Origin of the sequence: Streptomyces tropicalis (assembly GCF_029269835.1) — a bacterium.
Taxonomy (GTDB): domain Bacteria; phylum Actinomycetota; class Actinomycetes; order Streptomycetales; family Streptomycetaceae; genus Streptomyces; species Streptomyces tropicalis.
The window spans coordinates 1-24,877 of the sequence record NZ_JARJBB010000004.1 but is presented as its reverse complement, the minus strand read 5'-3'; the positions used below and the strand labels follow the sequence as shown (position 1 = coordinate 24,877).

General features: G+C 74.6%; 23 protein-coding genes and 1 pseudogene. 12 read left to right on the top strand and 12 right to left on the bottom strand.

The annotated features are described in order from the left end of the window. Positions 1-136: 136 nt before the first annotated feature. Positions 137-583: a type II toxin-antitoxin system PemK/MazF family toxin gene (locus tag P3H78_RS09145; RefSeq protein ID WP_276108354.1), complete on the top strand. Its 447-nt coding sequence runs from the start codon at positions 137-139 to the stop codon at positions 581-583. An 82-nt stretch (positions 584-665) separates the two neighbouring features. Here P3H78_RS09145 and P3H78_RS09140 read toward each other — a convergent pair whose 3' ends face one another. Further along, on the bottom strand, positions 666-1,496 hold the full coding sequence (locus P3H78_RS09140; protein WP_276108353.1) for a TIGR02452 family protein: 831 nt from the start codon (positions 1,494-1,496) through the stop codon (positions 666-668). Positions 1,497-1,773: 277 nt separating this feature from the next. Between P3H78_RS09140 and egtA the strand changes: the two genes are divergently transcribed. The 5 genes from egtA to P3H78_RS09115 all read left to right on the top strand — a co-directional run bounded on the left by egtA (position 1,774) and on the right by P3H78_RS09115 (position 6,705). Further along, on the top strand, positions 1,774-3,108 hold the full coding sequence (gene egtA, locus P3H78_RS09135; protein ID WP_276108352.1) for an ergothioneine biosynthesis glutamate--cysteine ligase EgtA: 1,335 nt from the start codon (positions 1,774-1,776) through the stop codon (positions 3,106-3,108). Continuing rightward, on the top strand, positions 3,105-4,421 hold the full coding sequence (gene egtB, locus P3H78_RS09130) for an ergothioneine biosynthesis protein EgtB (protein ID WP_276108351.1): 1,317 nt from the start codon (positions 3,105-3,107) through the stop codon (positions 4,419-4,421). Before egtA ends, egtB begins: the two co-directional genes overlap by 4 nt. Then, positions 4,421-5,212 carry an ergothioneine biosynthesis protein EgtC gene (egtC, locus tag P3H78_RS09125; protein ID WP_276108350.1) on the top strand — a complete coding sequence of 264 codons (792 nt, stop codon included), beginning with the start codon at positions 4,421-4,423 and terminating at the stop codon, positions 5,210-5,212. The genes egtB and egtC overlap by 1 nt, the downstream gene beginning before the upstream one ends. Next, positions 5,209-6,171 carry an L-histidine N(alpha)-methyltransferase gene (gene egtD / locus P3H78_RS09120; protein ID WP_276108349.1) on the top strand — a complete coding sequence of 321 codons (963 nt, stop codon included), beginning with the start codon at positions 5,209-5,211 and terminating at the stop codon, positions 6,169-6,171. The genes egtC and egtD overlap by 4 nt, the downstream gene beginning before the upstream one ends. A 318-nt stretch (positions 6,172-6,489) precedes the next feature. Next, positions 6,490-6,705: a dodecin gene (locus P3H78_RS09115; protein WP_276108348.1), complete on the top strand. Its 216-nt coding sequence runs from the start codon at positions 6,490-6,492 to the stop codon at positions 6,703-6,705. Positions 6,706-6,761: 56 nt separating this feature from the next. Here P3H78_RS09115 and P3H78_RS09110 read toward each other — a convergent pair whose 3' ends face one another. Further along, positions 6,762-7,253 carry a phosphatase domain-containing protein gene (locus P3H78_RS09110; RefSeq protein WP_276108347.1) on the bottom strand — a complete coding sequence of 164 codons (492 nt, stop codon included), beginning with the start codon at positions 7,251-7,253 and terminating at the stop codon, positions 6,762-6,764. Positions 7,254-7,585: 332 nt separating this feature from the next. On the opposite strand from P3H78_RS09110, the gene P3H78_RS09105 reads away from it, so the two are divergent. Genes P3H78_RS09105 through P3H78_RS09095 form a run of 3 tightly spaced genes read left to right on the top strand, consistent with a single transcriptional unit; the run spans position 7,586 to position 10,028 of the window. Continuing rightward, positions 7,586-7,816, top strand: coding sequence for a hypothetical protein (locus P3H78_RS09105; RefSeq protein ID WP_276108346.1), 231 nt, complete (start codon positions 7,586-7,588; stop codon positions 7,814-7,816). Positions 7,817-7,861: 45 nt separating this feature from the next. Beyond that, complete coding sequence (locus tag P3H78_RS09100; RefSeq protein WP_276108345.1) at positions 7,862-8,899, top strand: MsnO8 family LLM class oxidoreductase; 1,038 nt, start codon at positions 7,862-7,864, stop codon at positions 8,897-8,899. 46 nt (positions 8,900-8,945) lie between these two features. Beyond that, entirely contained in the window at positions 8,946-10,028 is a 1,083-nt protein-coding gene (locus P3H78_RS09095) for a DNA polymerase III subunit beta family protein (protein ID WP_276108344.1), read from the top strand. A 73-nt stretch (positions 10,029-10,101) separates the two neighbouring features. On the opposite strand, the gene P3H78_RS09090 is transcribed toward P3H78_RS09095, so the two are convergent. Together P3H78_RS09090 and P3H78_RS09085 are read right to left on the bottom strand one after the other, a co-directional pair. Beyond that, entirely contained in the window at positions 10,102-10,401 is a 300-nt protein-coding gene (locus P3H78_RS09090; protein ID WP_276108779.1) for a deoxyxylulose-5-phosphate synthase, read from the bottom strand. Positions 10,402-10,560: 159 nt separating this feature from the next. Continuing rightward, positions 10,561-11,070 carry a hypothetical protein gene (locus P3H78_RS09085; protein WP_276108343.1) on the bottom strand — a complete coding sequence of 170 codons (510 nt, stop codon included), beginning with the start codon at positions 11,068-11,070 and terminating at the stop codon, positions 10,561-10,563. A gap of 210 nt (positions 11,071-11,280) precedes the next feature. Here P3H78_RS09085 and P3H78_RS09080 point away from each other — a divergent pair, with 210 nt between their 5' ends. Continuing rightward, complete coding sequence (locus P3H78_RS09080; RefSeq protein ID WP_276108342.1) at positions 11,281-13,629, top strand: ATP-binding cassette domain-containing protein; 2,349 nt, start codon at positions 11,281-11,283, stop codon at positions 13,627-13,629. A gap of 88 nt (positions 13,630-13,717) precedes the next feature. Here P3H78_RS09080 and P3H78_RS09075 read toward each other — a convergent pair whose 3' ends face one another. The 5 genes from P3H78_RS09075 to P3H78_RS09055 all read right to left on the bottom strand — a co-directional run bounded on the left by P3H78_RS09075 (position 13,718) and on the right by P3H78_RS09055 (position 18,954). Then, the gene (locus P3H78_RS09075) at positions 13,718-14,527 is read right to left on the bottom strand and encodes a lysophospholipid acyltransferase family protein (protein WP_276108341.1); all 810 of its coding nucleotides are present in this window, start codon (positions 14,525-14,527) and stop codon (positions 13,718-13,720) included. Then, entirely contained in the window at positions 14,527-15,300 is a 774-nt protein-coding gene (locus tag P3H78_RS09070; RefSeq protein WP_276108340.1) for a GNAT family N-acetyltransferase, read from the bottom strand. Before P3H78_RS09070 ends, P3H78_RS09075 begins: the two co-directional genes overlap by 1 nt. A gap of 248 nt (positions 15,301-15,548) precedes the next feature. Next, positions 15,549-16,298 carry a succinate dehydrogenase/fumarate reductase iron-sulfur subunit gene (locus P3H78_RS09065; RefSeq protein WP_276108339.1) on the bottom strand — a complete coding sequence of 250 codons (750 nt, stop codon included), beginning with the start codon at positions 16,296-16,298 and terminating at the stop codon, positions 15,549-15,551. Beyond that, the gene (locus tag P3H78_RS09060; protein WP_276108338.1) at positions 16,295-18,244 is read right to left on the bottom strand and encodes a fumarate reductase/succinate dehydrogenase flavoprotein subunit; all 1,950 of its coding nucleotides are present in this window, start codon (positions 18,242-18,244) and stop codon (positions 16,295-16,297) included. Before P3H78_RS09060 ends, P3H78_RS09065 begins: the two co-directional genes overlap by 4 nt. After that, on the bottom strand, positions 18,241-18,954 hold the full coding sequence (locus P3H78_RS09055) for a succinate dehydrogenase (RefSeq protein ID WP_276108337.1): 714 nt from the start codon (positions 18,952-18,954) through the stop codon (positions 18,241-18,243). Before P3H78_RS09055 ends, P3H78_RS09060 begins: the two co-directional genes overlap by 4 nt. Before the next feature lie 84 nt (positions 18,955-19,038). On the opposite strand from P3H78_RS09055, the gene P3H78_RS09050 reads away from it, so the two are divergent. Further along, positions 19,039-19,923, top strand: coding sequence for a LysR family transcriptional regulator (locus P3H78_RS09050; RefSeq protein ID WP_276108336.1), 885 nt, complete (start codon positions 19,039-19,041; stop codon positions 19,921-19,923). Positions 19,924-20,151: 228 nt separating this feature from the next. Here P3H78_RS09050 and P3H78_RS09045 read toward each other — a convergent pair whose 3' ends face one another. From P3H78_RS09045 to P3H78_RS09035, 3 genes are all read right to left on the bottom strand, one after another. After that, positions 20,152-22,287: a putative bifunctional diguanylate cyclase/phosphodiesterase gene (locus P3H78_RS09045; RefSeq protein WP_276108335.1), complete on the bottom strand. Its 2,136-nt coding sequence runs from the start codon at positions 22,285-22,287 to the stop codon at positions 20,152-20,154. Next, on the bottom strand, positions 22,284-23,096 hold the full coding sequence (locus P3H78_RS09040) for an SAM-dependent methyltransferase (RefSeq protein WP_276108334.1): 813 nt from the start codon (positions 23,094-23,096) through the stop codon (positions 22,284-22,286). Before P3H78_RS09040 ends, P3H78_RS09045 begins: the two co-directional genes overlap by 4 nt. 310 nt (positions 23,097-23,406) lie before the next feature. Next, entirely contained in the window at positions 23,407-24,354 is a 948-nt protein-coding gene (locus P3H78_RS09035; protein WP_276108778.1) for an SCO0930 family lipoprotein, read from the bottom strand. A gap of 253 nt (positions 24,355-24,607) precedes the next feature. Here P3H78_RS09035 and P3H78_RS09030 point away from each other — a divergent pair. After that, a pseudogene (locus P3H78_RS09030) lies at positions 24,608-24,877 on the top strand (hypothetical protein); the annotation flags it as partial.

Here is a 24,877-nt window from a genome sequence, read left to right as displayed (position 1 = left end):
GGCCGTCGTCGTCACGCCAGTTCGATTGCCTGGCATCGGACATGGCGTTCCGTCAGCGACGCGTCCCGTCAGGGCGTGCCGCGATCGACGGGACCTGCGCGCGAGGCACGGCGGACAGACGTTCTAAGGTGCCCCCGTGACTGCGTTTACCGATGAGAACGTCCCCGGCCGGTACGGCCCGACCGCGACCACCGAGGCCGACCCGCGCGAGGTCGGCCGGGTGCGGACCGAGTACGCGCCCGACCACGACGGCGACCCCGATCCCGGGGAGATCGTGTGGACCTGGGTGCCCTTCGAGGAGAACGACGGGCGGGGCAAGGACCGCCCGGTGCTCGTGGTGGCCCGGGAGGCGGGGGGCACGTTCCTCGCCGTGCAGCTGTCGAGCAAGCGGCACGACGGCGACCGGGAGTGGGTGGCCCTCGGCAGCGGCCCCTGGGACCGCACGGGCCGCGACTCGTGGGTCGACGTCGACCGGGTGCTGCGGCTGCACGAGGACGGCATGCGGCGCGAGGCGTGCGCGCTGGACCGGATGCGGTTCAACTCCGTGGTGCACCGGCTCCGGGAACGCTACGGCTGGAACTGAGAGCCGTCCCCCGGGCGGTGACGGCTCTGCGCCGGGGCGTCCGCCGCACGGTCCGTACGGGACGCGCGGGCGGCGCTCCGGCTCAGCCGGCGGGCCGGTCCCCGGGAAAGGTGCGGGCGAACGCGGCCCGCACCCGGTGGTCCGGCGTGCGGTCCAGGACCGCGAAGACCACCTGCGCGAAGGTGCCCGCGAACCGGCCGCCGGGCCCGAGGAGGTCCCGGAAGGCGGCCGCCACCTGCACCGGGTCGTTCCGGAACACACCGCATCCCCAGGCGCCGAGGACGAGCCGGCGGTAGCCGTGGGCGGCCGCCGTCTCCAGCACCCGCCCGGCCCGGGAGGCCAGGGCGGCCGGAAGCTCCACGGCCCGCTCCGGGGCCCGCTGCACCACGACCCCCGCGTTCGGAGCCGCCGCGGTCAGGAAACCGGCCGTGAACGGCTCGTCGAGCAGCCGGCCGCGGTCGTCGCGGAAGACGGGAACCGCGGGCGAGTGGATCACCCGGTCGGAGTAGAACGGATCGCGCTGGGCGCGGTGGTGGTCGTAGTACTCCGGGGCGCGCAGCAGGCACGTGTACAGCGCGGAGGCGCGGCACAGGGCCTCTTCCTGGGCCTGGGCGCCGTTGAGGTAACCGCCGCCGGGATTGCGGGCCGAGGCGAAGTTCAGCACCGCCACCGGGCCGCCGGTGAGGCGGCGGGCTGCCACCAGGCTGCTCTCCCCCGTGACCTCGATGCGGGTGTCGTCCGCCGGGGCGCCCGGCGGTACCGGCACCGGGTCCGGGCCGTGCATCCGGGTGCCGCCCCGGGCGGCCTCGACGGCCTCCACGAGGGACACCTCGCGCCCGTCCGCGGTGCGGTAGCCGCCCGCGGCGACGACCTGCTCCGTCTGCTGGGCGATGCCGCGCAGCCGCGCGCTCATGGCGCCACCCCCGTGCGCGCCATGGCCGGGGCCGGCGAGATGTCCCCCGTGGTGCTCATGCACGCATCGTGAGCGATGCTGGACGTGCGGTGCAACGGAGTTTTCCGGCTCCGGTGCGTCCGGTGCACACGGCTGGAAGGAAGCGCACGTCAGGGCTTCGTCATGATCTGCCCCCTTGTGCGGATCGACCCGAGCGTCTTGGGTAGACGATGCTGTGCCGGGCGGGTCCCTCGGGATCCGGACCGGCGACGTCGTGGAATCTCAGGAGGATCCCGACATGTCCGATGCGGAGAGCGGCTGTGCGAGACCGCGTACGGCCCTGAGTGAGGCAGAGGTCGAGGCACTCGTCCACGGCATCTGTTTCAAGACCGGACCGCCCCGCACCCTCGGGGTGGAAGTCGAATGGCTGGTCCACGAGCTGCGGTCCCCGCAGCTCCCCGTGACGTCCGAGCGCCTGGCGGCGGCCTACGCCGCGCTGCGCACACTACCCCTGAGGTCGGCCCTCACCGTGGAGCCGGGCGGCCAGCTGGAGCTGAGCTCGGCCCCCGCCTCCTCCCTGATGGAGTGCGTCACCGCCGTCTCCGCCGACCTCGCCGCCGTCCGCACACTGCTGGCCGGTGACGGCCTGTGCCTGGTCGGCATGGGCCACGATCCCTGGCACGCGCCCCGGCGGTTCCTGCGCGAGAAGCGCTACGACGCGATGGAGACGGCCTTCGACCGCACCGGCCGTGCCGGGCGGCACATGATGTGCGCGTCCGCGTCGGTGCAGGTGTGCCTGGACGCCGGCCACGAGGAGCCGGGGCCGCTCGGCCACGGGCGCCGGTGGTGGCTCGCGCACCAGCTGGGCGCGGTGCTGGTGGCCGCGTTCGCGAACTCGCCGCTGGTCGGCGGGGAGCCCACGGGCTGGCTGTCCACCCGGCAGCTGGTCTGGACGCAGATCGGCGCGGGCCGGGCGGGGGCACCGCCGCTGGACGGCGACCCGCGGGCCGCGTGGGCCCGGCGCGTCCTGGACGCGCCGGTGATGTGCGTGCGCGGCGACGACGGGCCGTGGGAGGTGCCGGACGGGCTGACCTTCCGGGAGTGGACCCGCGGCGGTGCCGCGCGGCCGCCCACCCGGGACGACCTGGACTACCACCTCACGACGCTGTTCCCGCCGGTCCGGCCGCGCGGCCACCTCGAGTTCCGCATGATCGACGCCCAGCCCGGCGACGACGGCTGGATCGTGCCGCTGGCGGTGACGGCGGCGCTCTTCGACGACCCCGCGGCGGCGGAGACCGCCTACCGGGTGGTGAAGCGGCTCGCCGAGCGGGCCGCTCCGCTGCCCGCGCCGCACAACCCGCTGTGGATCGAGGCGGCCCGGAGCGGGCTCGCCGACGCGGAGCTGCACGAGGTGGCCGTGGCCTGCTTCGGGGCGGCGCTGGAGGCCCTGCCGCGGCTCGGGGCCACCCGGGAGGTGCTGGAGGCGGTCGGCGCCTACACCGACCGGTACGTCCTGCGGGGCCGCTGCCCCGCGGACGACGTGCTCGACGGGCTGCGCGGCCCGGACCGCGCCACGGCACCGTTCGGGGCCGGAGAGCCCCCGGCCGTCTTCGGGAAGGACTTCCGCTCATGACCGACCCCGTTCCCGACGCCGAGCTGCTGCGTGAGCGGGCGCTGGCCTCACTGGTCACCGCGCGCGACCGCACCACGCTCCTGACCTCCTGTGTCGAGGAGCCCGACCTGACGGCGCAGCACTCGCCGCTGATGTCGCCCCTGGTGTGGGACCTCGCGCACATCGGCAACCAGGAGGAGCTGTGGCTGCTGAGGAGGGTCGCCGGGCGGGAGGCGATACGCCCGGAGATCGACGGTCTGTACGACGCCTTCGAGCATCCGCGCGCGGAGCGTCCCTCGCTGCCGCTGCTGCCGCCCGAGGAGGCCCGGCGGTACGCGGCGGAGGTGCGCGGCCGGGTGCTCGACGTACTGGAGGACGCGGCCTTCCACGGAACCCGGCTGACCGAGGCGGGCTTCGCCTTCGGGATGATCGCCCAGCACGAACAGCAGCACGACGAGACCATGCTGATCACGCATCAGCTGCGCAGCGGCCCGCAGGCGCTGACCGCGCCCGACCCGGATCCCGCGCCGCCGTACACCGGCCCGGCCGAAGTGCTGGTGCCCGGCGGGCCGTTCACCATGGGCACCTCGACCGAGCCGTGGGCGCTGGACAACGAACGCCCGGCGCACGTCCGCGAGGTGGCGCCGTTCTGGATCGACACGACGCCGGTGACGAACGCCGCCTACCAGGAGTTCATCGACGACGGCGGCTACGACGAGCCCCGCTGGTGGGCGCCGGACGGGTGGGACCACGTCCGGCGGCACGGCATCCACGCGCCGCTGTTCTGGCGGCGTGAAGGCGGTCGGTGGCTGCGCCGGCACTTCGGCGCCACCGAGACGGTCCCGCCCGACGAGCCGGTGCTGCACGTGTGCTGGTACGAGGCGGACGCCTACGCCCGCTGGGCGGGGCGCCGGCTGCCCACCGAGGCCGAGTGGGAGAAGGCCGCCCGGCACGATCCCGCCCACGACCGCTCGGCGCGCTACCCGTGGGGCGACCAGGACCCGACGCCGGACCACGCCAACCTCGGGCAGCGGCACCTGCGCCCTGCGCCCGCGGGCAGCTACGAGGCGGGCGCCTCGCCCCTGGGCGTACGGCAGTTGATGGGTGACGTGTGGGAGTGGACGGCAAGCGACTTCCTGCCGTACCCGGGCTTCACGGCGTTCCCGTACAAGGAGTACTCGGACGTGTTCTTCGGGCCGGAGCACAAGGTGCTGCGCGGCGGTTCGTTCGCCGTGGACCCGGTGGCGTGCCGGGGCACCTTCCGCAACTGGGACTATCCGATCCGGCGGCAGATCTTCTCCGGTTTCCGCACGGCCCGCTCCGGAGGTGCCTGATGTGCCGTCACCTCGCCTACCTGGGGCCCGAGGAGCCGCTCGGGCGGCTGCTGGTGGAGCCCCCGCACAGCCTGTACACCCAGGCGTGGGCTCCCCGGCGCCAGCGGCACGGGACCGTCAACGCGGACGGTTTCGGCGTCGGCTGGTACGCCCCGGGCGACCCGCTGCCCGCCCGCTACCGGCGGTCCGGGCCCGTCTGGGCGGACCCGTCCTTCGCCGACCTGGCCCGGGTGGTGCGCACCACCGCGCTGCTGGGTGCGGTGCGGGACGCGACCCTGCCCGGGCCGGACGCGGAGGCCGCGGCGGCGCCGTTCGCCGCGGACGGCCTGCTGTTCAGCCACAACGGCGCCGTGACCGGCTGGCCCGGCTCGCTCGCCGCGCTGTCGCGGACGCTGCCGCCCCAGGACCTGCTGGAGCTGGAGGCCCGTACCGACTCCGCGCTCGTGTGGGCGCTGGCGCTGGCCCGGCTGCGCGCCGGCGACCCGGCGGGGCAGGCGCTCGCCGACACGGTGCTGGAGGTCGCGGCCGCGGCCCCCGGCTCCCGGCTGAACCTGCTGCTCACCGACGGCGGGACGATCACCGCGACCGCCTGGGGCGACACCCTGTGGCATCTGACGGAGCCCGGCCACCGCACGGTCGTGGCGTCCGAGCCCTACGACGACGACCCGCACTGGCAGGAGGTCCCGGACCGCACGCTGCTCGTGGCGAGCCGCACGGACGTCCTGCTCACCCCCTTGAAGGATCCCGCCGAGGACCCGGTCCCCGCACCATCCGAGGAGCCCCGTACGTGAGTGAGTTCCGCATCACCCGCACCCTGCCCGAGGACGCCATGGCGGCCGCGCTGCGCGCCGATGTCCAGAGCGGCCTGACCGCCGCACCCAAGTCGCTGCCGCCGAAGTGGTTCTACGACGCTTACGGCAGCGAGCTGTTCGAGCGCATCACCGAGCTGCCCGAGTACTACCCGACGCGCGCCGAGCGCGAGATCCTCGCCGCGCGTTCGGGCGAGGTCGCGGCGGCGCTGCCCGCCCGCACGCTCGTCGAACTGGGCTCCGGTTCCTCGGAGAAGACCCGGTTCCTGCTGGACGCGCTCACCGGCCTGCACACCTACGTGCCCGTCGACGTCAGCGACAGCGCGCTGCGGCAGGCCGGGCAGGCGCTGGTCTCCGAGCGGCCGGGGCTGCGGGTGCACGCCCTGATCGCCGACTTCACCGCGGGCCTGGAGCTGCCGGACACGCCGGGGCCGCGCCTGGTGGCGTTCCTCGGCGGCACGATCGGCAACCTGCTGCCCGCCGAGCGGACCGCGTTCCTGACCGGGGTGCGGGCCCTGCTGTCCCCCGGGGACGCGCTGCTGCTGGGCACGGACCTGGTCAAGGACGAGGAGGTCCTGGTCCGGGCGTACGACGACACGGCGGGTGTCACGGCCGCGTTCGACAAGAACGTCCTGACGGTCGTCAACCGCGAACTCGGCGCCGACTTCGAGCCGGACGCGTTCGAGCACGTCGCCGTGTGGGACCCGGAGCGCGAGTGGATCGAGATGCGGCTGCGCTCCCGCGCCACCCAGACCGTGAAGGTGCCGGCGCTCGGCCTGGCGGTGGACTTCGCGGCGGGCGAGGAGATGCGCACCGAGGTGTCCGCGAAGTTCCGCGAGGAGGGCGTGCGCCGCGAACTGGCCGCCGCGGGGCTGGAGCTGGCCCACTGGTGGACGGACGCCGCGGGCCGGTTCGCACTGTCGCTGAGCATGGCGGGCTGACGTCCACGGACCGGCTGCCGGGCTGCGGGGTGATCACCTCCGGCCCGGCAGCCGGCCGTTCGGTGATCGGGCGTGGGGCGCGGCGGGCCTCGGCCCGTCCTTCCGGCGGACGGGGCGGGGCCCGGCGCGGAGGGGGCGAACCGGGGGCTCGCACGTGCGCCCGGGGTTGTGGTGGGGACCCTTGCCGGAGGGCAAGGGCCGCGGGACCGGCAGGGCGCACGCCTCGCGCTCCGCCTCCGCATACGGCACCGTGGAGGGACGCGCGACATACGCCGCGGCAGGACGGCTGGCCCGTCGGCGGCGGAGAGGAGCACCCTCATGTCCGACCACACCTACCGCCTGACCGAGATCGTCGGCACCTCGACCGAGGGGGTCGACCAGGCCGTCCGCAACGGCATCCGGCGGGCGTCGCGCACGCTGCGCAACCTGGACTGGTTCGAGGTCAGCCAGGTCCGCGGCCAGATCGAGAACGGCGAGGTCGTGCACTTCCAGGTCTGCATGAAGGTCGGCTTCCGCATCGAGGACGCGGACTGACCGCTCCGGCTCGCGCCGGAGATCCCGCCGCCGTCGCGCCGGAGGGCCCACCGCCCTCAGGTGCGGCCCTCGCCCTCCTGGGCCGCCTCCAGCGCGGCCGACGGGGTGGCCCAGCGGGCCCGCAGGACGCGGAATCCCGCCTGCTCGGCGTCCTCGCACACCAGCAGGTCGTCGTCCACGAGGACGCGGACCTCGCGGTCGCGGGCGAGCCTCCGGAGGATCTCCAGCTTGGTGCGCCGGGCGGGCCTGCGGTCGCCGTCGCGCCGCATGAACACCCGGCCCTCGGGCAGCCCGTGCGCGGCCAGCCAGTCGAGCGTGTCCCGGCGGCACCGCTCGGGGCGGCCTGTGAGGTAGACGACCTCGCACTCCCCCGCGCTGTCCCGGGCGCGCCGCACGCCCTCGGCGAGGGGCGGATCCGCGGGCGCCGCCGCGAAGAAGGCGTCCCAGTCCCGGGGCCGGCACTCCAGGAACCGCTGCCGGTGGGCCGTGTCGGCGAGGGTGTTGTCCAGGTCGAACACGGCCAGGGGCCGCCCGCTGTCGTCCGTCACGCGGTCAGCCTAGTGCTGTGGCCGGAAGGGTGTGCCGGGATGCTCGCGGCGTCCGGTGCCGGGGGCACCTCCCACGCCGTTCAGGCTGCGGGGAAGCATCGCAGGGCGGAGCGTCGCCCGCGTACGGGAGGTACCCGGGTGAGGCGACGACGCAGCGAGGCGCCGTGCCGGACGCCGCGAGCCGGTGACCTTCCGGGTCACAGCACCAGGCGTATCGACCCGGGGCGTGGGGTCCGGCGGCCGTCGTCGGCTGCGGGCGGCCACGGGCGGCACGCCGGCCCGTACGGGTGCGCCCGGATGCGGGGCGGGACCGGACGCCCGATCCTGGGAACATGTCAGGTTCACTGCCGGTCGTCGTGCACCCGCCCTCCCCGACGGGTGGCCGCCGCGTCCGGGTGAACGGCGAGATCCTCGGCCTCGCGTACGGCGTCTCGGACGTCGCCGAGTTCCTCCGCCGCGCCGGGCTGGACGTCGACCCCATGCAGGTCGCGGTCTCCCCGCTGATCGACTGGCGCGGCGGCGGCCCGGAGTACTGGGGCCCGGAGCCGGACGCCCCCTCCTGACCGCGGTCGCGGGAATCCCCCGCGGCTGGGTGCGTTGAAGGGGAGGTGAGTGCTGCGATCTCCTCCGTCGGGTCCGTCCGGTTCTCCGTGCTCGACCGCTCCCGGACGCGTGAGGGGCGACCCGGCGCCGAGGCGCTGCGGGACACCGTGGCCCTGGCGCGGGAGGCCGAGGCCCTGGGCTACCACCGGTTCTGGGTGTCCGAGCACCACGGGGTGCCGGGCGTCGCCGGGTCCGCGCCGACCGTCCTCGCGGCCGCCGTCGCCGCGGCGACCCGCACCATCCGGGTCGGCACGGGCGGGGTGATGCTGCCCAACCACCGGCCGCTGGTGGTGGCGGAGCAGTTCGGCGTGCTGGAGGCCCTGTATCCGGGGCGCATCGACATGGGGCTGGGCCGCTCGGTGGGCTTCACCGGCGGCGTGCGCCGGGCCCTGGGCCACGGCACGGAGGACGCCGACGACTTCGCCGCCCAGCTCGACGAACTGCTCGGCTGGTTCCGGGGGACCTCCCCGACGGGGGTGCACGCACGGCCCGCGGAGGGTCTGAGCGTGCCGCCGTTCGTGCTGGCCACGGGCGAGGGGGCCTCCATCGCCGCTCGGGCGGGCCTGCCGGTGGTCGTCGGCGACCTGCGCGACCGCGAGCGGCTGCTGCGCACCGTCGACCGCTACCGCACCGGCTTCCGGCCCTCCCCGTGGGCGGCGGAGCCCCACGTCGTGGTCTCCGGCACGGTCGCGGTGGCCGCGACGTCCCAGGAGGCCCGCCGGATCCTGGTCCCGGAGGCGTGGTCCATGGCACAGGCCCGTACCCGCGGGACCTTCCCGCCGCTGGAGCCGGCCGAGCGGATCGAGGCCCTGGCGGCCGCCGGGCGGATGACCGGCAAGGAGCGCGACCTGTTCGAGTCGGCTCTGGCCGGGCACGTCGCCGGCACCGAGGAGCAGGTCGCGCACGAACTCGGCACGGTCCTGAAGGAGACCGGCGCGCAGGAGGTCCTCGTCACGACCAGCACCTACGACCGGACGGCTCTGCTGGACTCCTACCGGCGCCTGTCCCGCATCATCGGAACGGCACGGCACGGCGGTGTTTGACCCTCGACCTGGTCGAGGGCCCAGAGTGCGGGACGTGGAGAGCGGGATGCGCAGCATCGGCGAGTTGGCGCGGGACAGCGGGCTGGGCGTGAGCGCGCTGCGGTTCTACGACCGGGCGGGCGTGCTGGTGCCCGCCCGGGTGGATCCGGTCAGCGGCTACCGCTGGTACGGGCCGGAGCAGCTGGAGGAGGCCCGGGTCCTGGCGCGGCTGCGCCGGGCCGGGATGCCGCTGGCGGACGTCCGGCTGGTGCTGGCCGCCTGGCCCGGAGCCGACACCGGTCTGGTGCGCGGGCTCCTCCAGGCGCACCTGCGGCGGCTGGAGACGGGACTGTCCGAGGCCCGCGGCGAGTTCTCCGCACTCCGGAACCGACTCGACCTCAAGGAGCACCCCATGACATCGCCTCGCACCGCCGCCGTCCGGCTGACGCTGTCCGCGCCCGAGTTGGCCGCGGCGCTGGACGCGGTCCGGTTCGCGGCCGGCGGCGATCCCGAACTTCCCGTGCTCGGCGGGGTCCTGTTCGACGCCGAGGGCGACGCGCTCACGGTCGTGGCCACCGACCGCTACCGGATGGCCGTCGCCCGGGTGGGCACCGACGGCCACGAAGGCCCCCGTGCCCAGGCCGTCGTACCGGCTCCGCTCACGGACGCGATGCGGGCGCTGCTGCACGGCGGCGGGTCCGCCCGGCTGACCGTCGTGGACGGCCGCGTGGCCCTGGAGACCGCCGGGCGCGAGACGGCGGGCCCCTGCCTCGACCACGACTTCCCCGACTACCGGCGCCTGACCGTCCTCCCGGCGGGGCGGCGGGCCGAGGTCGAGGTGCCGCTGTTCCGGAAGCAGGTGGAGACGGGCCCGGACCGCGCCGAGCGGGTGCGGGAGCAGGACGGCGCGGCCTACGCGCTGAGCGTGCTCCGGTTCACGGACGACGGCGGGGTGACGGTCTGCGCGGACGGTGACGACGGTCCCGACCGGGTCGCCGTGAACCGGGAGTTCCTGCTGGAGGCGCTCACGGCCGGCGCCCGCGACCGGCTGATCCTGGAGTGCGGCGCCCCCACGGCGCCCGTCGCGGTCCGGCGGCCCGACGACGAGGACACGTTCTCGGTCCTGATGCCGGTGCGTCTGGAGGACTGACGGCGGCCGTCGTCCGGCTCGGAGCCTCGGGCCTCGCGCCGGTCCTCGACCGGCGCGTCGCACGGGGGTCGTGTCACGGAAGCTCCGCGCGGACGAGGGGCCGCGCCAGGGGTCCGCCGGTGCGGCGGGCGTGGGCCGTGCGCTCCCCGACCTCGCGGAGGGTGCGGGGACGGTGGCCCGGTCCGCAGGAGCAGCAGTCCGTGCGGAACCCGATGCCCGTCTGGAGCAGGACGGAGAGGACCCGCCAGGCCGCCCGGTCCCGGCGCGGCGGCGCCGCGAAGGCCGAGCCGACGTGGATCAGGGGCCGCGCGCAGCGGGGGCAGGTCCGGCCGGTCCGGGTCGGGGGCCTGCTGTACGAGGCGCGGCAGGGCAGGCAGACGTACGACGTCCGGGCGGGAGGGCAGCGGTCACGGTGGGCGCGGTGTGCGGGCGGGGCGACGTGTCTTTCCGCCCGCACACGTCCCGGCGCGATGAACTGCGCCGATGTGACCGGACGTTCACCGCTGCGGCCGCTGCGCCGGCCGGCCCGGCCTCAGCGGCTGCCGCGGTAGTAGGTGATGTCCCAGTGCGTGCCCTCGCCGGCGTAGACGTTGCCCGCCGGGGACTGGTACTGCTGCGCGTGGTCGCCCGGGCGCGGACCGATGTGGCGGAACCGCGTGGTGATGTAGGCGCTCACGCACGACGTCGGGCTGACGTCGACCTTGTAGCCGTTCCAGTGGCTGTACGTACCGGGCGCGTGCCCGGTCTCGGTGCCCCCGGTGACGGTCACCGCGCAGTTGCCGGCCCTCCTGAAGTCGATCACTCCGGCGACCGTGGTCCGGTTGATCTGCTCGAAGGACGTGCACCTGCCGTTGGTGCGGTCGGTGCAGCCGCCCGACGAGGTCCAGGCGATGCCCGCCTGCCGCAGCATCTGCGCGGCGGCCGCCTGGGAGTACTTCGCGGGGGCGGCGGACGCGGCCGGCGCGGCCGCCGTCAGGAGGCCTCCGGCCAGCAGGGTCGCGGAGGCGGCCAGGGCGGCGGGACGGACCGGGCGTCGCATCATGCGGTGGCTCCTGTGGTGAGCGGTGGGGTGTCGCTCCGGTCACTGCCCCGCCCGACTCGCGGCCACCCCCGGCGAGCAGGGGCGTGCGGAGGTGCCCGGCGCGGCACGGCCGGAGCCGCACGCGGCCGGTCTGCCGGGGCGCGCCGGCACCCTCGCGTAGGATCCCGGGGTTTGCCCTGACTGCCCGCAGCCCGCACGGAGCGCCTCGCCATGCACAGCCCCCACGACCCGTACGTCCGTGTCCGCGGCGCCCGGGAGCACAACCTCCGCGGCGTCGACGTCGACGTCCCCCGCGACGCGCTGGCCGTGTTCACGGGGGTGTCGGGGTCGGGGAAGTCGTCGCTGGCGTTCGGCACGATCTACGCCGAGGCGCAGCGCCGCTACTTCGAGTCGGTCGCCCCGTACGCGCGCCGGCTGATCCACCAGGTCGGGGCGCCCCGGGTCGGTGAGATCACCGGCCTGCCGCCCGCCGTGTCGCTCCAGCAGCAGCGCTCGGCGCCGACCTCCCGCTCCTCGGTGGGCACGGTGACGAACCTGTCCAACTCGCTGCGGATGCTGTTCTCCCGGGCGGGCACGTACCCGCCGGGCGCCCCGCACCTGGACTCGGACGCCTTCTCCCCGAACACGACGGCCGGGGCCTGCCCCGAGTGCCACGGCCTGGGCCGGGTGCACCGCACGACCGAGGAACTCCTGGTCCCCGACCCGTCGTTGTCGATCCGGGAGGGCGCGGTCGCCGCGTGGCCGGGCGCCTGGCAGGGGAAGAACCTGCGGGACGTGCTGGACGCGCTCGGCCACGACGTGGACCGGCCCTGGCGGGAGCTGCCCGCCGCCGAGCGCGAGTGGATCCTGTTCACGGACGAGCAGCCGGTGGTCACCGTGCACCCGGTGCGGGACGCCGACCGGATCCAACGACCGTACCAGGGCACGTACATGAGTGCCCGCCGGTATGTGATGAAGACGTTCTCCGACTCCCGCAGCGCCACCCTGCGGGCGAAGGCGGAGCGCTTCCTGACCGGCGCCCCCTGCCCGGCCTGCGGCGGGAGCCGGCTGCGCCCCGAGGCGCTGGCGGTGACCTTCGCGGGCCGGACGATCGCCGAGCTGGCCGCGCTGCCGCTGGCGGAGCTCGCGGACGCCCTGCACGGCGGTTCCGGGGCCGCGCGCGTCCTCACCGACGACGTGAGGTCCCGGATCGTGCCCGTCACCGAGCTGGGCCTCGGCTATCTGAGCCTGGACCGGGCCACGCCCACGCTCTCGGCGGGCGAGCTGCAGCGCCTGCGGCTCGCCACACAGCTGCGGTCGGGGCTGTTCGGGGTGGTCTACGTCCTCGACGAGCCGTCGGCGGGACTGCACCCGGCGGACACCGAGTCCCTGCTGACGATGCTGCGGCGGCTGAAGGCGGCGGGGAACTCGGTGTTCGTCGTGGAGCACCACCTGGACGTCGTGCGCGGCGCGGACTGGGTCGTGGACGTGGGCCCGCGGGCCGGGGAGCACGGCGGGCAGGTGCTGTACAGCGGCCCGGTGGCCGGGCTGGCCGGGGTGGCCGGCTCGGCCACGGCCCGGTTCCTGTTCGACGGCGCGCCGGCACTCCCGCGCGCGGTCCGCGAGGCGCGGGGGTGGCTGACCGTCGGGCCGGTCACCCGCCACAACCTGAACGCCGTGACCGCACGCTTCCCGCTCGGTGTCCTGACCGCGGTGACCGGCGTGTCCGGGTCGGGCAAGTCGACGCTCGTCGGTGAGATCACCGGGGAACTCGACGGGGTGGAGCGGCTGGTGGCGGTGGACCAGCGGCCGATCGGCCGCACCCCGCGCTCGAACCTGGCCACGTACACCGGGCTGTTCGACACCGTGCGCAAGGTGTTCGCCGCGACCGGGGAGGCACGCGAGCGCGGTTTCGGTGTGGGACGGTTCTCCTTCAACGTGGCGGGAGGCCGCTGCGAGACCTGTCAGGGTGAGGGGTTCGTGAGCGTGGAACTGCTGTTCCTGCCCAGCACCTACGCCCCCTGCCCGGACTGCGGCGGGGCCCGCTACAACCCCGGGACGCTCGCGGTGACCCACCGGGGGCTGAACATCGCGCAGGTGCTGGACCTGACGGTGGAGGGGGCTGCCGACTTCTTCGCGGACACGCCCGCCGTGTCCCGCAGCCTCGGCGCGCTGCTCGACGTGGGCCTCGGCTACCTGCGTCTGGGCCAGCCCGCGACCGAGCTGTCCGGGGGCGAGGCGCAGCGGATCAAGCTCGCGAGCGAGTTGCAGCGGGGGCGGCGGGGCCACACCCTCTACCTGCTGGACGAGCCGACGACGGGCCTGCACCCGGCCGATGTCGAGGTGCTGATGCGGCAGTTGCACGGGCTGGTCGACGCCGGGCACACGGTCGTGGCAGTGGAGCACGACATGGCGGTGGTGGCGGGCGCGGACTGGGTGGTCGACCTCGGTCCCGGAGGCGGCGACGCGGGCGGCCGGATCGTGGCGTCGGGCCCGCCGGAGCGGGTGGCCGGGGCGGCCGACAGCGCGACGGCGCCGTATCTGACGCGGGCGCTGCGCGGCCGCGGCGGGCGGCCCTGACCGGAACTGTCCGGGTGCCGGCCGGCCGGGCCGTGCGGCACCCGGACCCCGGGGGGCGCCCCACCTCCACCGGGCGCCGCCCCGCGCGCTATGCCACCAGCGCCGCGTGGGTCCAGCGGGGCTCGACCGCGCGGGGCGACTGGGCGGCGCGGGCCAGGGCGCGGCGGTCCGGTTGGCTGCCCGGGGCGATGACCGGCCGGACCTCCACCTCGGCGAGCAGTTCGCGGGCCGACGCCACCCGCCACAGGGAGGCCGGCAGGGTGTCGTCGCCGACGAAGGCCGCCGCCGTGGTGGGCGGCCCGCCGGCCAGGCGGTAGCGGATGCGGACCGGCTGCACGGGGACGCCCGCGTCGAGCGCGGCCTGGAAGACGGCCCGGCGGAAGCGGCCGCGGGCCCGGCCGCACCAGGTACTGCCCTCGGGGAAGGCCGCCACCGCGGCGCCCTCGCGCAGCGCCCCGGCGATGCGGGCGACCGTGTCCGGCAGGGCGCGCAGCCGGTCCCGCTCGATGAACAGGGCGCCGCCCAGGGCCACGAGCGGGCCGGCCAGCGGCCAGCGGCGGATCTCCGCCTTGGCGAGCATCCGAGCGGGCCGCACCGCGGCCAGCAGCGGCACGTCCAGCCAGGAGATGTGGTGGGCGACCAGGAGCAGACCGCCGGTGGGCGGTGCGGTCCCGGTGATGCGCACCCGGACGCCCGCCGCGCGGACGAGCGCCCGGCACCAGAGCCGCACGACGGAGGCCGGGAGCCGCCCGCCGAGCGGCGCAGTCACGATCCCGGCGAGCAGCAGCAGGGCGACCGCGGTGAGCCGCAGGACGGCCCGGAGCGCGCCGGCCCGGGTCCGGGTCGCCTGCACGCACGCCTGCGGGGTGCAGGGCGCGCCGGGCAGCCAGACGCTCATCAGGCCGGGACGAGGGAGAGGAAGTGGCGCAGGTAGCGCGGATTGACCCGGCGCATCGACAGCAGCACGTAGAAGTCCGCCACCCCGAAGTCCGGGTCGTGCGCGGGCTGCCCGCACACCCAGGCGCCCAGGCGCAGGTAGCCGCGCAGGAGGGCCGGGAGCTCCCCGCCGGACACCGGCGGGGTGGTGTCCGGCGGGGTCCACGGCAGCAGCGGGCCGACCCGGAACTCCTCGGGGGCGAGGTGCTTGGCGCGGACCCGCTCCCAGGTGGCGGAGGCGAGCGCGCCGCCGTCGGCGAGCGGGACGGAGCAGCAGCCGGCCAGCCACTCGTGGCCGCGGTCCAGCATGTAGCGGGCGATGCCCGCCCAGATCAGCCCGATGACGGCGCCGTCGCGGTGGTCGGGGTGCACGCAGGAGCGGCCCACCTCGACCAGGCCGGGGCGGAGGGCGTCCAGGGCGCCGAGCCCGAACTCGCCCTCGGCGTAGAGGCGTCCGGCGACTGCGGCCCTCTCCGGGGGCAGCAGGCGGTAGGTGCCGACGACCTGGCCGGTGGCGGTGTCGTGCACGAGGAGGTGGTCGCAGTACGCGTCGAAGGCGTCGATGTCGTACCCGGGTTCCGGTGTGGACAGCAGGGCCCCCGCCTCCCCGGCGAAGACGTCGTGCCGCAGCCGCTGGGCCGCGCGGACGTCCGCCTCGTCGCGGGCCAGGGAGACGGTGTAGGGAGCGGGGGCCGCGGACTGCGGGGGGCGGTCGAGCGTGGTGGCACCGGTCATGGCTCTCTCCTGGTCACGGGCCGGGTTCGGCGGGGCGGCGGCGGTCCGGTGGCGGGTCCGCCGTTCCCTGTTCTTCCGGGACCGGCTGACCGGCGCGTGACCGGCGCGGAGAGGCCGGGTGTGGGGTGGCTGAATGCCAGGAGCGGCCGGGAGTGCCTGGCGGGGCCGGGAGGAGCACCTCTCCCGGCCCCACCCGTCCGCACCTTCCGGCGAACGTTTCCGGGGCCCGCGGGGGCCGGCTGGGGCCGCTAGCGGTCGGACGCCTTGCGGGTGGCCCGCAGCCATTCCCTGTTCATGCGGGTGATGGAGGTGAGCGGGATGCCCTTCGGGCAGGCGGTGGCGCACTCGCCGGTCAGGGTGCAGCCGCCGAAGCCCTCGCCGTCCATCTGCGCCACCATGTCGAGGACACGGGTCTCCCGCTCGGGTGCGCCCTGCGGCAGCACGTTGAGGTGGTTGACCTTGGCGGAGGTGAACAGCATGGCCGCACCGTTGGGGCAGGCGGCGACGCAGGCGCCGCAGCCGATGCACTCGGCGTGCTCGAAGGCCTGGTCGGCGACCGGTTTGGGCACGGGCGTGGCGTGCGCCTCGGGGGCGGATCCGGTGGGGGCGGTGACGTAGCCGCCGGCCTGGATGATCCGGTCGAGGGCGGAGCGGTCCACGACGAGGTCCTTGACGACGGGGAAGGCGGCCGCCCGCCACGGCTCGACGTCGATGGTGTCGCCGTCGCGGAAGGAGCGCATGTGCAGCTGGCAGGTGGTGGTGCGCTCGGGGCCGTGGGCGTCGCCGTTGATGACGAGGCTGCACGCGCCGCAGATGCCCTCGCGGCAGTCGTGGTCGAAGGCGACGGGGTCCTCGCCGTCGAGGGCGAGCCGTTCGTTGAGGACGTCCAGCATCTCCAGGAAGGACATGTCGGGCGAGACGCCGTCGACCTCGTAGGTGGCCATGGCGCCGTCGGCGCGGGCGTTCTTCTGGCGCCAGACGCGCAGGGTGAGCTTCATGCGTAGCTCCGCCGGGTGGGGTGGACGTACTCGAAGGCCAGGTCTTCCCGGTGCAGGACGGGGGCCTCGCCGGTGGCGGTGAACTCCCAGGCGGCCGCGTAGGAGAAGGTGTCGTCCTTGCGGGCGGCCTCACCGTCGGGGGTCTGGGACTCCTCGCGGAAGTGGCCGCCGCAGGACTCGGTGCGGTGCAGGGCGTCCAGGCACATCAGCTCGGCGAGTTCGAGGTAGTCGACGACGCGGTTGGCCTTCTCCAGGGACTGGTTGAACTCCTCTCCGGAGCCGGGCACCTTGATGCGCCGCCAGAACTCCTCGCGGATCTGCGGGATGCGTTCCAGCGCCTTGCGCAGTCCGGCGTCGGTGCGGGCCATGCCGCACAACTCCCACATGAGTTCGCCGAGTTCGCGGTGGAAGGAGTCGGGCGTGCGGTCGCCGTCGACGGCGAGGAGCAGGTGCAGCCGGTCCTCGGTCCCGGCCACCGCCTCCTGGACGGCGGGGTGTTCGGCGGTGACGGCCTCCTGGTGCGGGTTGCGGGCCAGGTAGTCGTTGACGGTGGCGGGGAGGACGAAGTAGCCGTCGGCGAGACCCTGCATCAGGGCGGACGCGCCGAGACGGTTGGCGCCGTGGTCGGAGAAGTTGGCCTCGCCGATCGCGAACAGGCCCGGGATCGTCGTCTGCAGGTCGTAGTCGACCCACAGGCCGCCCATCGTGTAGTGCACGGCCGGGTAGATCCGCATCGGCACCTCGTACGGATCCTCGTCGGTGATCCGCTGGTACATGTCGAAGAGGTTGCCGTACCTGGCCTCGACGGCCTTGCGCCCCATGCGGCGGATCGCGTCGGCGAAGTCGAGGTACACGCCCTGGCCGCCGGGGCCGACGCCGCGGCCCTCGTCGCAGACGTTCTTCGCGGCGCGGGACGCGATGTCGCGGGGCACGAGGTTCCCGAAGGCGGGGTAGATGCGCTCCAGGTAGTAGTCGCGCTCGTCCTCGGGGATCTCGTTCGGCGGCCGCCGGTCGCCCTGCGCCCTGGGCACCCAGATGCGGCCGTCGTTGCGCAGCGACTCGCTCATCAGGGTGAGCTTGGACTGGTGGTCGCCGGTGCGCGGGATGCAGGTGGGGTGGATCTGGGTGAAGCAGGGGTTGGCGAAGTGGGCGCCGCGGCGGTGCGCCCGCCAGATCGCGGTCGCGTTGGAGTTCATGGCGTTGGTCGACAGGCGGAAGACGTTGCCGTAGCCGCCGGAGGCGAGGACGACGGCGTCCGCGACGTGGGTGCTGATCGCGCCGGTGACCAGGTCGCGGGCGACGATGCCGCGGGCCCGGCCGCCGGCGACGATCAGGTCGAGCATCTCGGTGCGCGGGTGCAGTTCGACGTTCCCGGCGGCGATCTGCCGGGACAGCGCCTGGTAGGCGCCGAGCAGGAGCTGCTGGCCGGTCTGGCCGCGGGCGTAGAAGGTGCGGGACACCTGGACGCCGCCGAAGGAGCGGGTGTCGAGGAGGCCGCCGTACTCGCGGGCGAAGGGGACGCCCTGGGCGACGCACTGGTCGATGATCTCCACGGATACCTGGGCGAGGCGGTGCACGTTGGACTCGCGGGCCCGGAAGTCGCCGCCCTTGACGGTGTCGTGGAACAGCCGGTGCACCGAGTCGCCGTCGTTGCGGTAGTTCTTCGCGGCGTTGATGCCTCCTTGCGCGGCGATGGAGTGGGCGCGGCGCGGGGAGTCCTGGTAGCAGAACTGGACGACGTGGTAGCCCTGTTCGGCGAGGGTGGCGCCCGCGGAGCCGCCGGCCAGGCCGGTACCGACGACGATGACGGTGTGCTTGCGGCGGTTGGCCGGGTTGACCAGCTTCGCCTCGAAGCGGCGCCGGTCCCAGCATTCCGCGATCGGGCCGTCGGGGGCCTTGGTGTCGGTGACCGGTTCTCCGGTCGTGTAGTCGGCGTACGAGGTCATCTCCAGCTCACCACTCCGGTCATGACGCCCACGGGTACGGCGATGAAGCCGGCCGTGAGCAGCAGCGCGAGGACGTCGGCGACGGTCTTCAGGGCGCGGTCGCGGGCGCCGCTGCCGACGCCGAGGGTCTGGGCGGCGCTCCAGAAGCCGTGCCGGACGTGCAGGCCGAGCGCGAGCATGGCGACGATGTAGACGACGTCGCCGTACCAGGTGGAGAAGGTGTCCACCACGTTCTGGTAAGGATGGCCCGGCTGGAAGCCGCCGGCGTGCACGGTGCCGGTGGTCAGGTCGAGCAGGTGCCAGACGACGAACAGGCCGAGGATGATCCCGCCCCAGCGCATGGTCCGGGTCGCGTAGCTCGCCCGGCGCCTGCGGTGCACGTACGGGGTGGGCCGCGCCCTGATGTCGCGGCGGCTGAGTTGGTAGGCGGAGACGGCGTGCGCGACGACGGCCGCGACCAGCACGACGCGGACGAGCCAGAGCGTCCACTCGTCGTGCATGAACGGCTCGCCGACCGTGCGCAGCCAGTGCGCGTAGGCGTTGAACTCGCCGGCCCCGAAGTAGATCTCCAGGTTGCCGATCATGTGGACGACCAGGTACAGCAGCATGACGAGTCCGCTGACCGCCATCACGGCCTTCTTGCCGACGGTGGAGTCCCACGCGGTGCGTGCTCTGGACGGCCGTCGGTCCGTCCGCGTTGCCAGTGCCATGGGTCAGCACGCTAGGGCCGCCGAACCCCATCGGTCCAAGACATGGTCCGGCTCGTTTCGATAGACACGGCCTATGATGGGAGGGTGCAGTTCCAGCAGCTCCAGTACTTCGTGGCCGTCGCCGAGACCCGGCACTTCACCCGGGCCGCCGAGCGCGTGCATGTCGCGCAGCCCTCGCTGTCGCAGCAGATCAAGGCGCTGGAGCGGGAGCTGGGCGCCGACCTGTTCCGGCGCGCCCGGGGGAACATCACCCTCACCGACGCCGGTGAGGCGCTGCTGCCGCCGGCCCGCCGTATCCTCGCCGACGCGGACACCGCCCGGCAGGAGGTGCAGGAGCTGGCCCGGCTGCGGCGGGGCCGGGTGCGGCTCGGGGCCACGCCGAGCCTGTGCACGGGTCTGCTGCCGGACGTGCTGCGCGCCTTCCACGACCGGTATCCCGGCGTCCGGCTGCTCGTCGAGGAGGGCGGCTCCCACGACCTGGTCCGGGAACTGGCGCGCGGGGCGCTGGACCTGGCGCTGGTCGTGCTGCCGCTGCCCAGCCCGTCGCCCGCGCTGACCACGGTGGAGCTGCTGCGCGAGGACCTGGTGGTGGTGTCGTCGCCGGAGGCCCCGGCGCCGGGCGCGGGGCGCCGCACCGTGCGGGTCGCGGACCTCGCCGGGGAGCGCCTGGTGACGTTCCGGCACGGCTACGACCTGCGGGAGCTGACCGTCGCCGCCTGCCGGGCCGAGGGGTTCGAGCCGGAGTTCGCGGTGGAGGGCGGGGAGATGGACGCGGTCCTGGGCTTCGCGCGGGCGGGTCTGGGGGTGGCCGTGGTGCCGCGCATGGTCGCGACCCGCTCCGGACGCGGGCTGCGCGTCACCCCGCTCACCCGTCCCGGCCTGCACCGTACGATCGCCCTCGCCCACCGCAGCGACGTGGCGCCACCGCGGGCGGCACGCGAACTGCAGCGGATGCTGCTGGAGCGATGACTCCGGACGCCGCCGGCGACGGTGCGGCACTCCCGGCGGAGGCCGGCAGCGCGCGATCGCGGCGCAGGACCGCTGCCGGGCGGCACCGCCGGGGACGACCGCGCGGGGACGGTCGACGACGGAGCTGCGCGGGGCCGGGCCGCCGAAGCAGGGCTGCGCGGTGCCGGCCGCCGGGAGCGGAGGCGTGGGACGGCCGCGGGACGCGGCCACCGGGGCTTCCCCCGGGCGTCAGCCCGCCGCGTCCGCCAGGGCCAGTTCGTGCAGGCGCTCCGGCGGGCCGGGGCGGGCGTAGTACCAGCCCTGGGCGGTGTCGCAGCCCAGGATGCGCAGCTGCTCGGCCTGGGCGCCGGTCTCCACGCCCTCGACGGTGACGGCGAGGTCGAGGCTGTGGGCGAGGGAGACGATGCCCTCGACGATCTTCAGGTCGACGGGGTCGGCCGGGAACTGCTGCATGCCCCGGGTGAAGGAGCGGTCCAGCTTGAGCACGCTCACCGGCAGGCGCCGCAGGTTGGCGAGGTTGGAGTAACCGGTGCCGAAGTCGTCCAGGGCGATGTCCACGCCCATCTCCGCCAGCCGGCGCAGCGGTTTGAGCAGGTCGTCGTCGGCGCCGATGAGGGCCGACTCGGTGACCTCCAGGCACAGGGCGTCGGGTTGCACCCCGGCCCGCTCCAGGATGTCGACGGTGTCCTGCACCAGCCCGGGGTGGGTGAGCTGGCACGGCGAGAGGTTGACGTTGATGCGCAACGGGCAGCCGTCGCCGTGCCGTTCGCGCCAGGTGCGGGCCTGCCGCACGGACTGCTCCATGACCCAGCGGCCCAGCGGGACGATCAGCCCGGTGTGCTCGGCCAGCGGGATGAACCGGTCGGGCCCGAGGATGCCGTGCTGCGGGTGGAGCCAGCGCACCAGCGCCTCGGCGCCCCGCACGCTGCCGTCGCCGAGATGCACCAGCGGCTGGTACTCGATGAAGAACTCGCCCCGGTCCAGGGCCGCGGGCAGCGCCGTGGTCAGCCCGTGCCGGGTGATGGCGCGGGCGTCGGCCTCGGGGTCGGCCAGCTCGTAGCGGTTGCCCCCGGCCGACTTGGCCCGGTACATGGTGATGTCGGCGCTGCGCAGCACCTCCGCCGCGCTGCGCTCCCCCGCCGGGCCCTCGACGACGCCGATGCTGCCGCGCACGGTCAGCTCCCGGCCGTCGATGCGGATGGGCGCCACCAGGACGTTCATGATGCGGTGGGCCAGTTCGTCGACCTCGCGCTCGGTGCCGGGTCCGGTGGTGAGGGCGACGAACTCGTCGCCGCCGAGGCGGGCGACCATCTCGCCGGGCGCGGTCGCGCACGACTGGAGCCGGTCGGCGACCTCGACGAGCAGCCGGTCTCCGGCCGCGTGCCCGAGGCTGTCGTTGATGGTCTTGAAGCCGTCGAGGTCGAGGTAGCACAGGCCGAAGCGCTGGCCCGGGCCCGCGTTGAGCGCCTTCTCCAGGCGCTCGAAGAACAGCGTGCGGTTGGGCAGGCCGGTGAGCGCGTCGTGAGTGGCCTCGTAGCGCAGCCGGAGGTTCAGCAGCCGCCGCTCGGTGGTGTCCTCCATCAGCGCGAGCTGGTACTGGGGGCGGTCGTCGGCGTCGCGCAGCAGGGACACGGTGAGGTTGGTCCACAGCGCCGTGCCGTCGGGCCGGGAGAAGGCCTTCTCCACGTGGTAGTGCTCGCGCTCGCCGCGTACCAGTTCCTCGTACAGCCGCCACACCTGCGGGGCGTCCTCGGCGTGCGTCCACTCCTGCACCCGGCGGCCGCGCACGCTCTGCTCGGAGCCGCCGAACATGCGCAGCAGGGCGCCGTTGACCTGGAGGATGTTGCCGTCAAGGTCGGCGATGCCGATTCCTATCGCCGCGCCCTCGAAGACCGCGCGGAAGCGGGCCTCGCTCGCGTGCAGCGCCTGGGCGACCACGCCCTGGGCGCGCAGCGCGGCCTGGGAGATCGCCTCCTGCTCGGCGAGGGTGCGTTCGCGCAGCGCGCGCGCGAACCCGGCGGCCATCGCGTGCTGGAGGCGCGCGGAGCGGGCCCGCAGGTCCTCGAGCGGGCCGTCCTCGCCGCAGTAGAGCACCAGGTAGGCGTCGACGCAGTCCAGGGAGCGGCTGAGCGCCTCGGGGGCGGTGCAGTGGGCGGCGACGAGCGCGGCGCCGACCGCCTCGCCCTCCTGCGCGTCGAAGTCGCGGGCGTGCAGGGCGCGGCTCAACCGTTCGGCGAGCGGGAGCAGTTCCGCTTCGAACTCCGGCCGGGTGAGCGAGGTGGAGGTGACCGGGAAGACCGCCCGGCTCCAGATCGTCGTCAGCCGGCGCAGTCTGTCCTGTGGCCCGTCCGGCTCCGCGCTCACGCCGAACGCCCCACGCCCGCGTACCCGGAGAAGGCGTACGGATCCTCGTCCTCCGCCGCCGTCTCCGGCCGCCATTCCGGCATCGGCACCAGTCCGGGCTCCACCATGTCGTACCCCTCGAAGAACCGCGCGATCTCGTCGCGCGAGCGCATGATCAGCGGGTTGCGGATGTCCTTGTACACGTCGACCGCGCCCTCGCTCCGCTCCGGCGGCAGCGGGATCCGCTCGTACGAGGCATGGGTGAGCACGAGCAGGCTGCCGGGCGCGAGCGCGTCGCGCAGTTCGGCCACCGCAGCGCCGGGGTCGTCCGCATCTTCCACGAAGTGCAGTATGGCAACGAGAAGCAGCGCCACTGGCTGATTCAGGTCGATCAGGTGCTGCAACTCGGGGCTTTTCAGGATCTCATGGGGCTTGCGCAGGTCGGCCGCGACGACGTCCGCGTCGTCGTTTCCGGCCAGGACGGCCTGGCTGTGGGCGACCGCCACCGGGTCGTGGTCGACGTAGAGCACGCGGGCGCCGGGCCGGGCCGCCTGCGCGACCTCGTGGACGTTGCCGAAGGTCGGGATGCCGGAGCCGATGTCCAGGAACTGGGTGATGCCCTCGTCCGCGGCGAAGCGCACCGCGCGGCGCATGAACGCCCGGTTCGCCTGCATGATCTTGGGCAGTCCCGGCAGGAACTCCATGGCGCGGCGGGCCGCTTCCCGGTCGGCCTCGAAGTTGTGCGAACCGCCCAGGTAGTAGTCGTAGATGCGCGCGACGCTCGGCACCGAAACGTCGATGCTCCGCGGGGCCCAGGCGGGACGCTCCATCGATCTCTCCAAGGCGTAGGCGATCCGGTGTTCGACCAGAGGCTACTGATCGCCTGCCGAAGGAGCGAGTAAAAACGGAAATTGACCATCCGTTCCCGGTCACGGCCTGAGATGCTGACCAGCAGGTCAGTACGCGGGCCGGGCCGGGCCGGATCCGGGCGCAGCGAACCGCCCCCTCCGTGCGGTGCGGAGGGGGCGGTCCGGTCCATGCGCGCCGTCGTGCTCGTCCGGCACTCTCGCCTTCTTCTCGTCGCCCCCTTCCGTGTCCCGGCACCGTGCGGAGGGTGATCGACCCTGGGGGAGGTGATCCCTACTTGGCCGGCGCGCCGACCGGCTTTCCGTCGGGGGAGACGGCGTACCAGGTGCCGCCCACGCCCTGACCGTTGACGTCTCCGGGCACCTTGTCCCCGGAGAAGGTGTAGATCGGCCAGCAGTCCACCGTCATCTGCTTGGTGCCCTCCGGCCGGGTGAAGCCCATCAGGCCCTTCTTCTGGACACCCTTGGTGTCGGAGGCGGGCACGGGCGCGACGGCCGGCCACTTCTCCAGGCAGGCGCCGGTGCAGTGGGACACCGACTTCGGCCACGCCTTGTCCTTCAGGAAGCGGTAGACCGTCATGCCGTTGTGGTCGACGACGATGTCGCCCAGGTCGGACTTCTTCACCGACAGGCCCGGCAGGTCGGCCAGCGTGGCCTTCTTGCCGTTGGGCGCCAGCGCGTACCACTTGCCGCCCACGCCCTGGCCCTTGGTGTCGCCCGCCTGGGCGTCCTTGGCGTAGCGGTACGCGGGCCAGCCGGCCACGGTCAGCTGCTTGGTGCCGTCGGAGCGGGTGACCTCGCCGAGCATGGCCTTGTCGATGCCGGCGCCGGCCGTGGCGTCGTCGGCCGGGACCGGGGGCCACGTCTTGGCGCAGTCGCCGTCGCAGCTGGACTTGGGGGGTTCGGCCGTGTCCTGGTCGAAGCGGTAGAGGGTCATCCCCGCACTGTCGGTGAGCACCTTGCCGAGCCCGGCGTTGGTGGAGACGGCGAGCCGCCCGGCGGACTTGGAGCCGGTCGCGGCCTGCTGGCCGTCGGCCCCGTAGCCGTTGCCCGCGCCGGCGCCGTTGCCCGTGCCGGAGTTGCCGTAGTCGCCGGCCGCGGCCGTCGCTCCGACGTTCTGGCTGCCCGCCGACGGCGTGCTGTCCTGACCGCACGCCGCCGTCAGCGCCATCACGGCCGCGGCCGTCGCCACGAGCGAGGCGCTCCGCCAGGAGGTCTTCATCGTCAACTCCCCAATATGATAAGGGTGTTGCAGCGCCCTGCTGCGCCGCCGCACGACACTGGGTACGCACGGCGAGGGTGGTTGCGTTCAACGCCGCGGCGAATTTCTTTCCGAGCCGCCGCGGGTGTTTCGCGCCGCGCCCCTCGCTCCTTCGGGGCATTCGGCGGCCCGGGCGGCGTGCCGGGCCGTGCGGCGGCTCATGATCTCCGTCGTGCATCGACCCGAACCGACCCGATTCGCCCCGCTTCTGAGGGTGTTGGTCCCCGTCGCGCTGGCGTGGACCTGCGTCGGCACGCCGGCGGCCGACGCCGCGGCCGGCGCCTGCGCGTACGCGTCCACGGGACCGGACGGCATGGTGGCCGCCGCGGCCGCAGGACCGGACGGCCCGGGCGTCGTGGCGTCCGAGGGACCGGACGGCCCGGCGGCCGTCGTGTCCGCGGGACCCGACGGCGCCCTGGTGGCGGCCGGCGACGGCCCCTGGCCCGTACCGCCCCCGCCCTGCCCGGAGCCGCCACCCCCGCCC

Excerpts from the sequence above, each read along its gene's own strand:
- P3H78_RS09065 (WP_276108339.1), bottom strand. The coding sequence starts at position 16,298 with ATGAAGCTCACCCTGCGCGTCTGGCGCCAGAAGAACGCCCGCGCCGAC.
- P3H78_RS09035 (WP_276108778.1), bottom strand. The coding sequence starts at position 24,354 with ATGAAGACCTCCTGGCGGAGCGCCTCGCTCGTGGCGACGGCCGCGGCC.
- egtC (WP_276108350.1), top strand. The coding sequence starts at position 4,421 with ATGTGCCGTCACCTCGCCTACCTGGGGCCCGAGGAGCCGCTCGGGCGG.
- egtB (WP_276108351.1), top strand. The coding sequence starts at position 3,105 with ATGACCGACCCCGTTCCCGACGCCGAGCTGCTGCGTGAGCGGGCGCTG.
- egtA (WP_276108352.1), top strand. The coding sequence starts at position 1,774 with ATGTCCGATGCGGAGAGCGGCTGTGCGAGACCGCGTACGGCCCTGAGT.
- P3H78_RS09140 (WP_276108353.1), bottom strand. The coding sequence starts at position 1,496 with ATGAGCGCGCGGCTGCGCGGCATCGCCCAGCAGACGGAGCAGGTCGTC.
- P3H78_RS09115 (WP_276108348.1), top strand. The coding sequence starts at position 6,490 with ATGTCCGACCACACCTACCGCCTGACCGAGATCGTCGGCACCTCGACC.
- P3H78_RS09055 (WP_276108337.1), bottom strand. The coding sequence starts at position 18,954 with ATGGCACTGGCAACGCGGACGGACCGACGGCCGTCCAGAGCACGCACC.
- P3H78_RS09070 (WP_276108340.1), bottom strand. The coding sequence starts at position 15,300 with ATGACCGGTGCCACCACGCTCGACCGCCCCCCGCAGTCCGCGGCCCCC.
- P3H78_RS09075 (WP_276108341.1), bottom strand. The coding sequence starts at position 14,527 with ATGAGCGTCTGGCTGCCCGGCGCGCCCTGCACCCCGCAGGCGTGCGTG.
- P3H78_RS09105 (WP_276108346.1), top strand. The coding sequence starts at position 7,586 with ATGTCAGGTTCACTGCCGGTCGTCGTGCACCCGCCCTCCCCGACGGGT.
- P3H78_RS09085 (WP_276108343.1), bottom strand. The coding sequence starts at position 11,070 with ATGATGCGACGCCCGGTCCGTCCCGCCGCCCTGGCCGCCTCCGCGACC.
- P3H78_RS09080 (WP_276108342.1), top strand. The coding sequence starts at position 11,281 with ATGCACAGCCCCCACGACCCGTACGTCCGTGTCCGCGGCGCCCGGGAG.
- P3H78_RS09095 (WP_276108344.1), top strand. The coding sequence starts at position 8,946 with ATGCGCAGCATCGGCGAGTTGGCGCGGGACAGCGGGCTGGGCGTGAGC.
- P3H78_RS09040 (WP_276108334.1), bottom strand. The coding sequence starts at position 23,096 with ATGGAGCGTCCCGCCTGGGCCCCGCGGAGCATCGACGTTTCGGTGCCG.
- P3H78_RS09060 (WP_276108338.1), bottom strand. The coding sequence starts at position 18,244 with ATGACCTCGTACGCCGACTACACGACCGGAGAACCGGTCACCGACACC.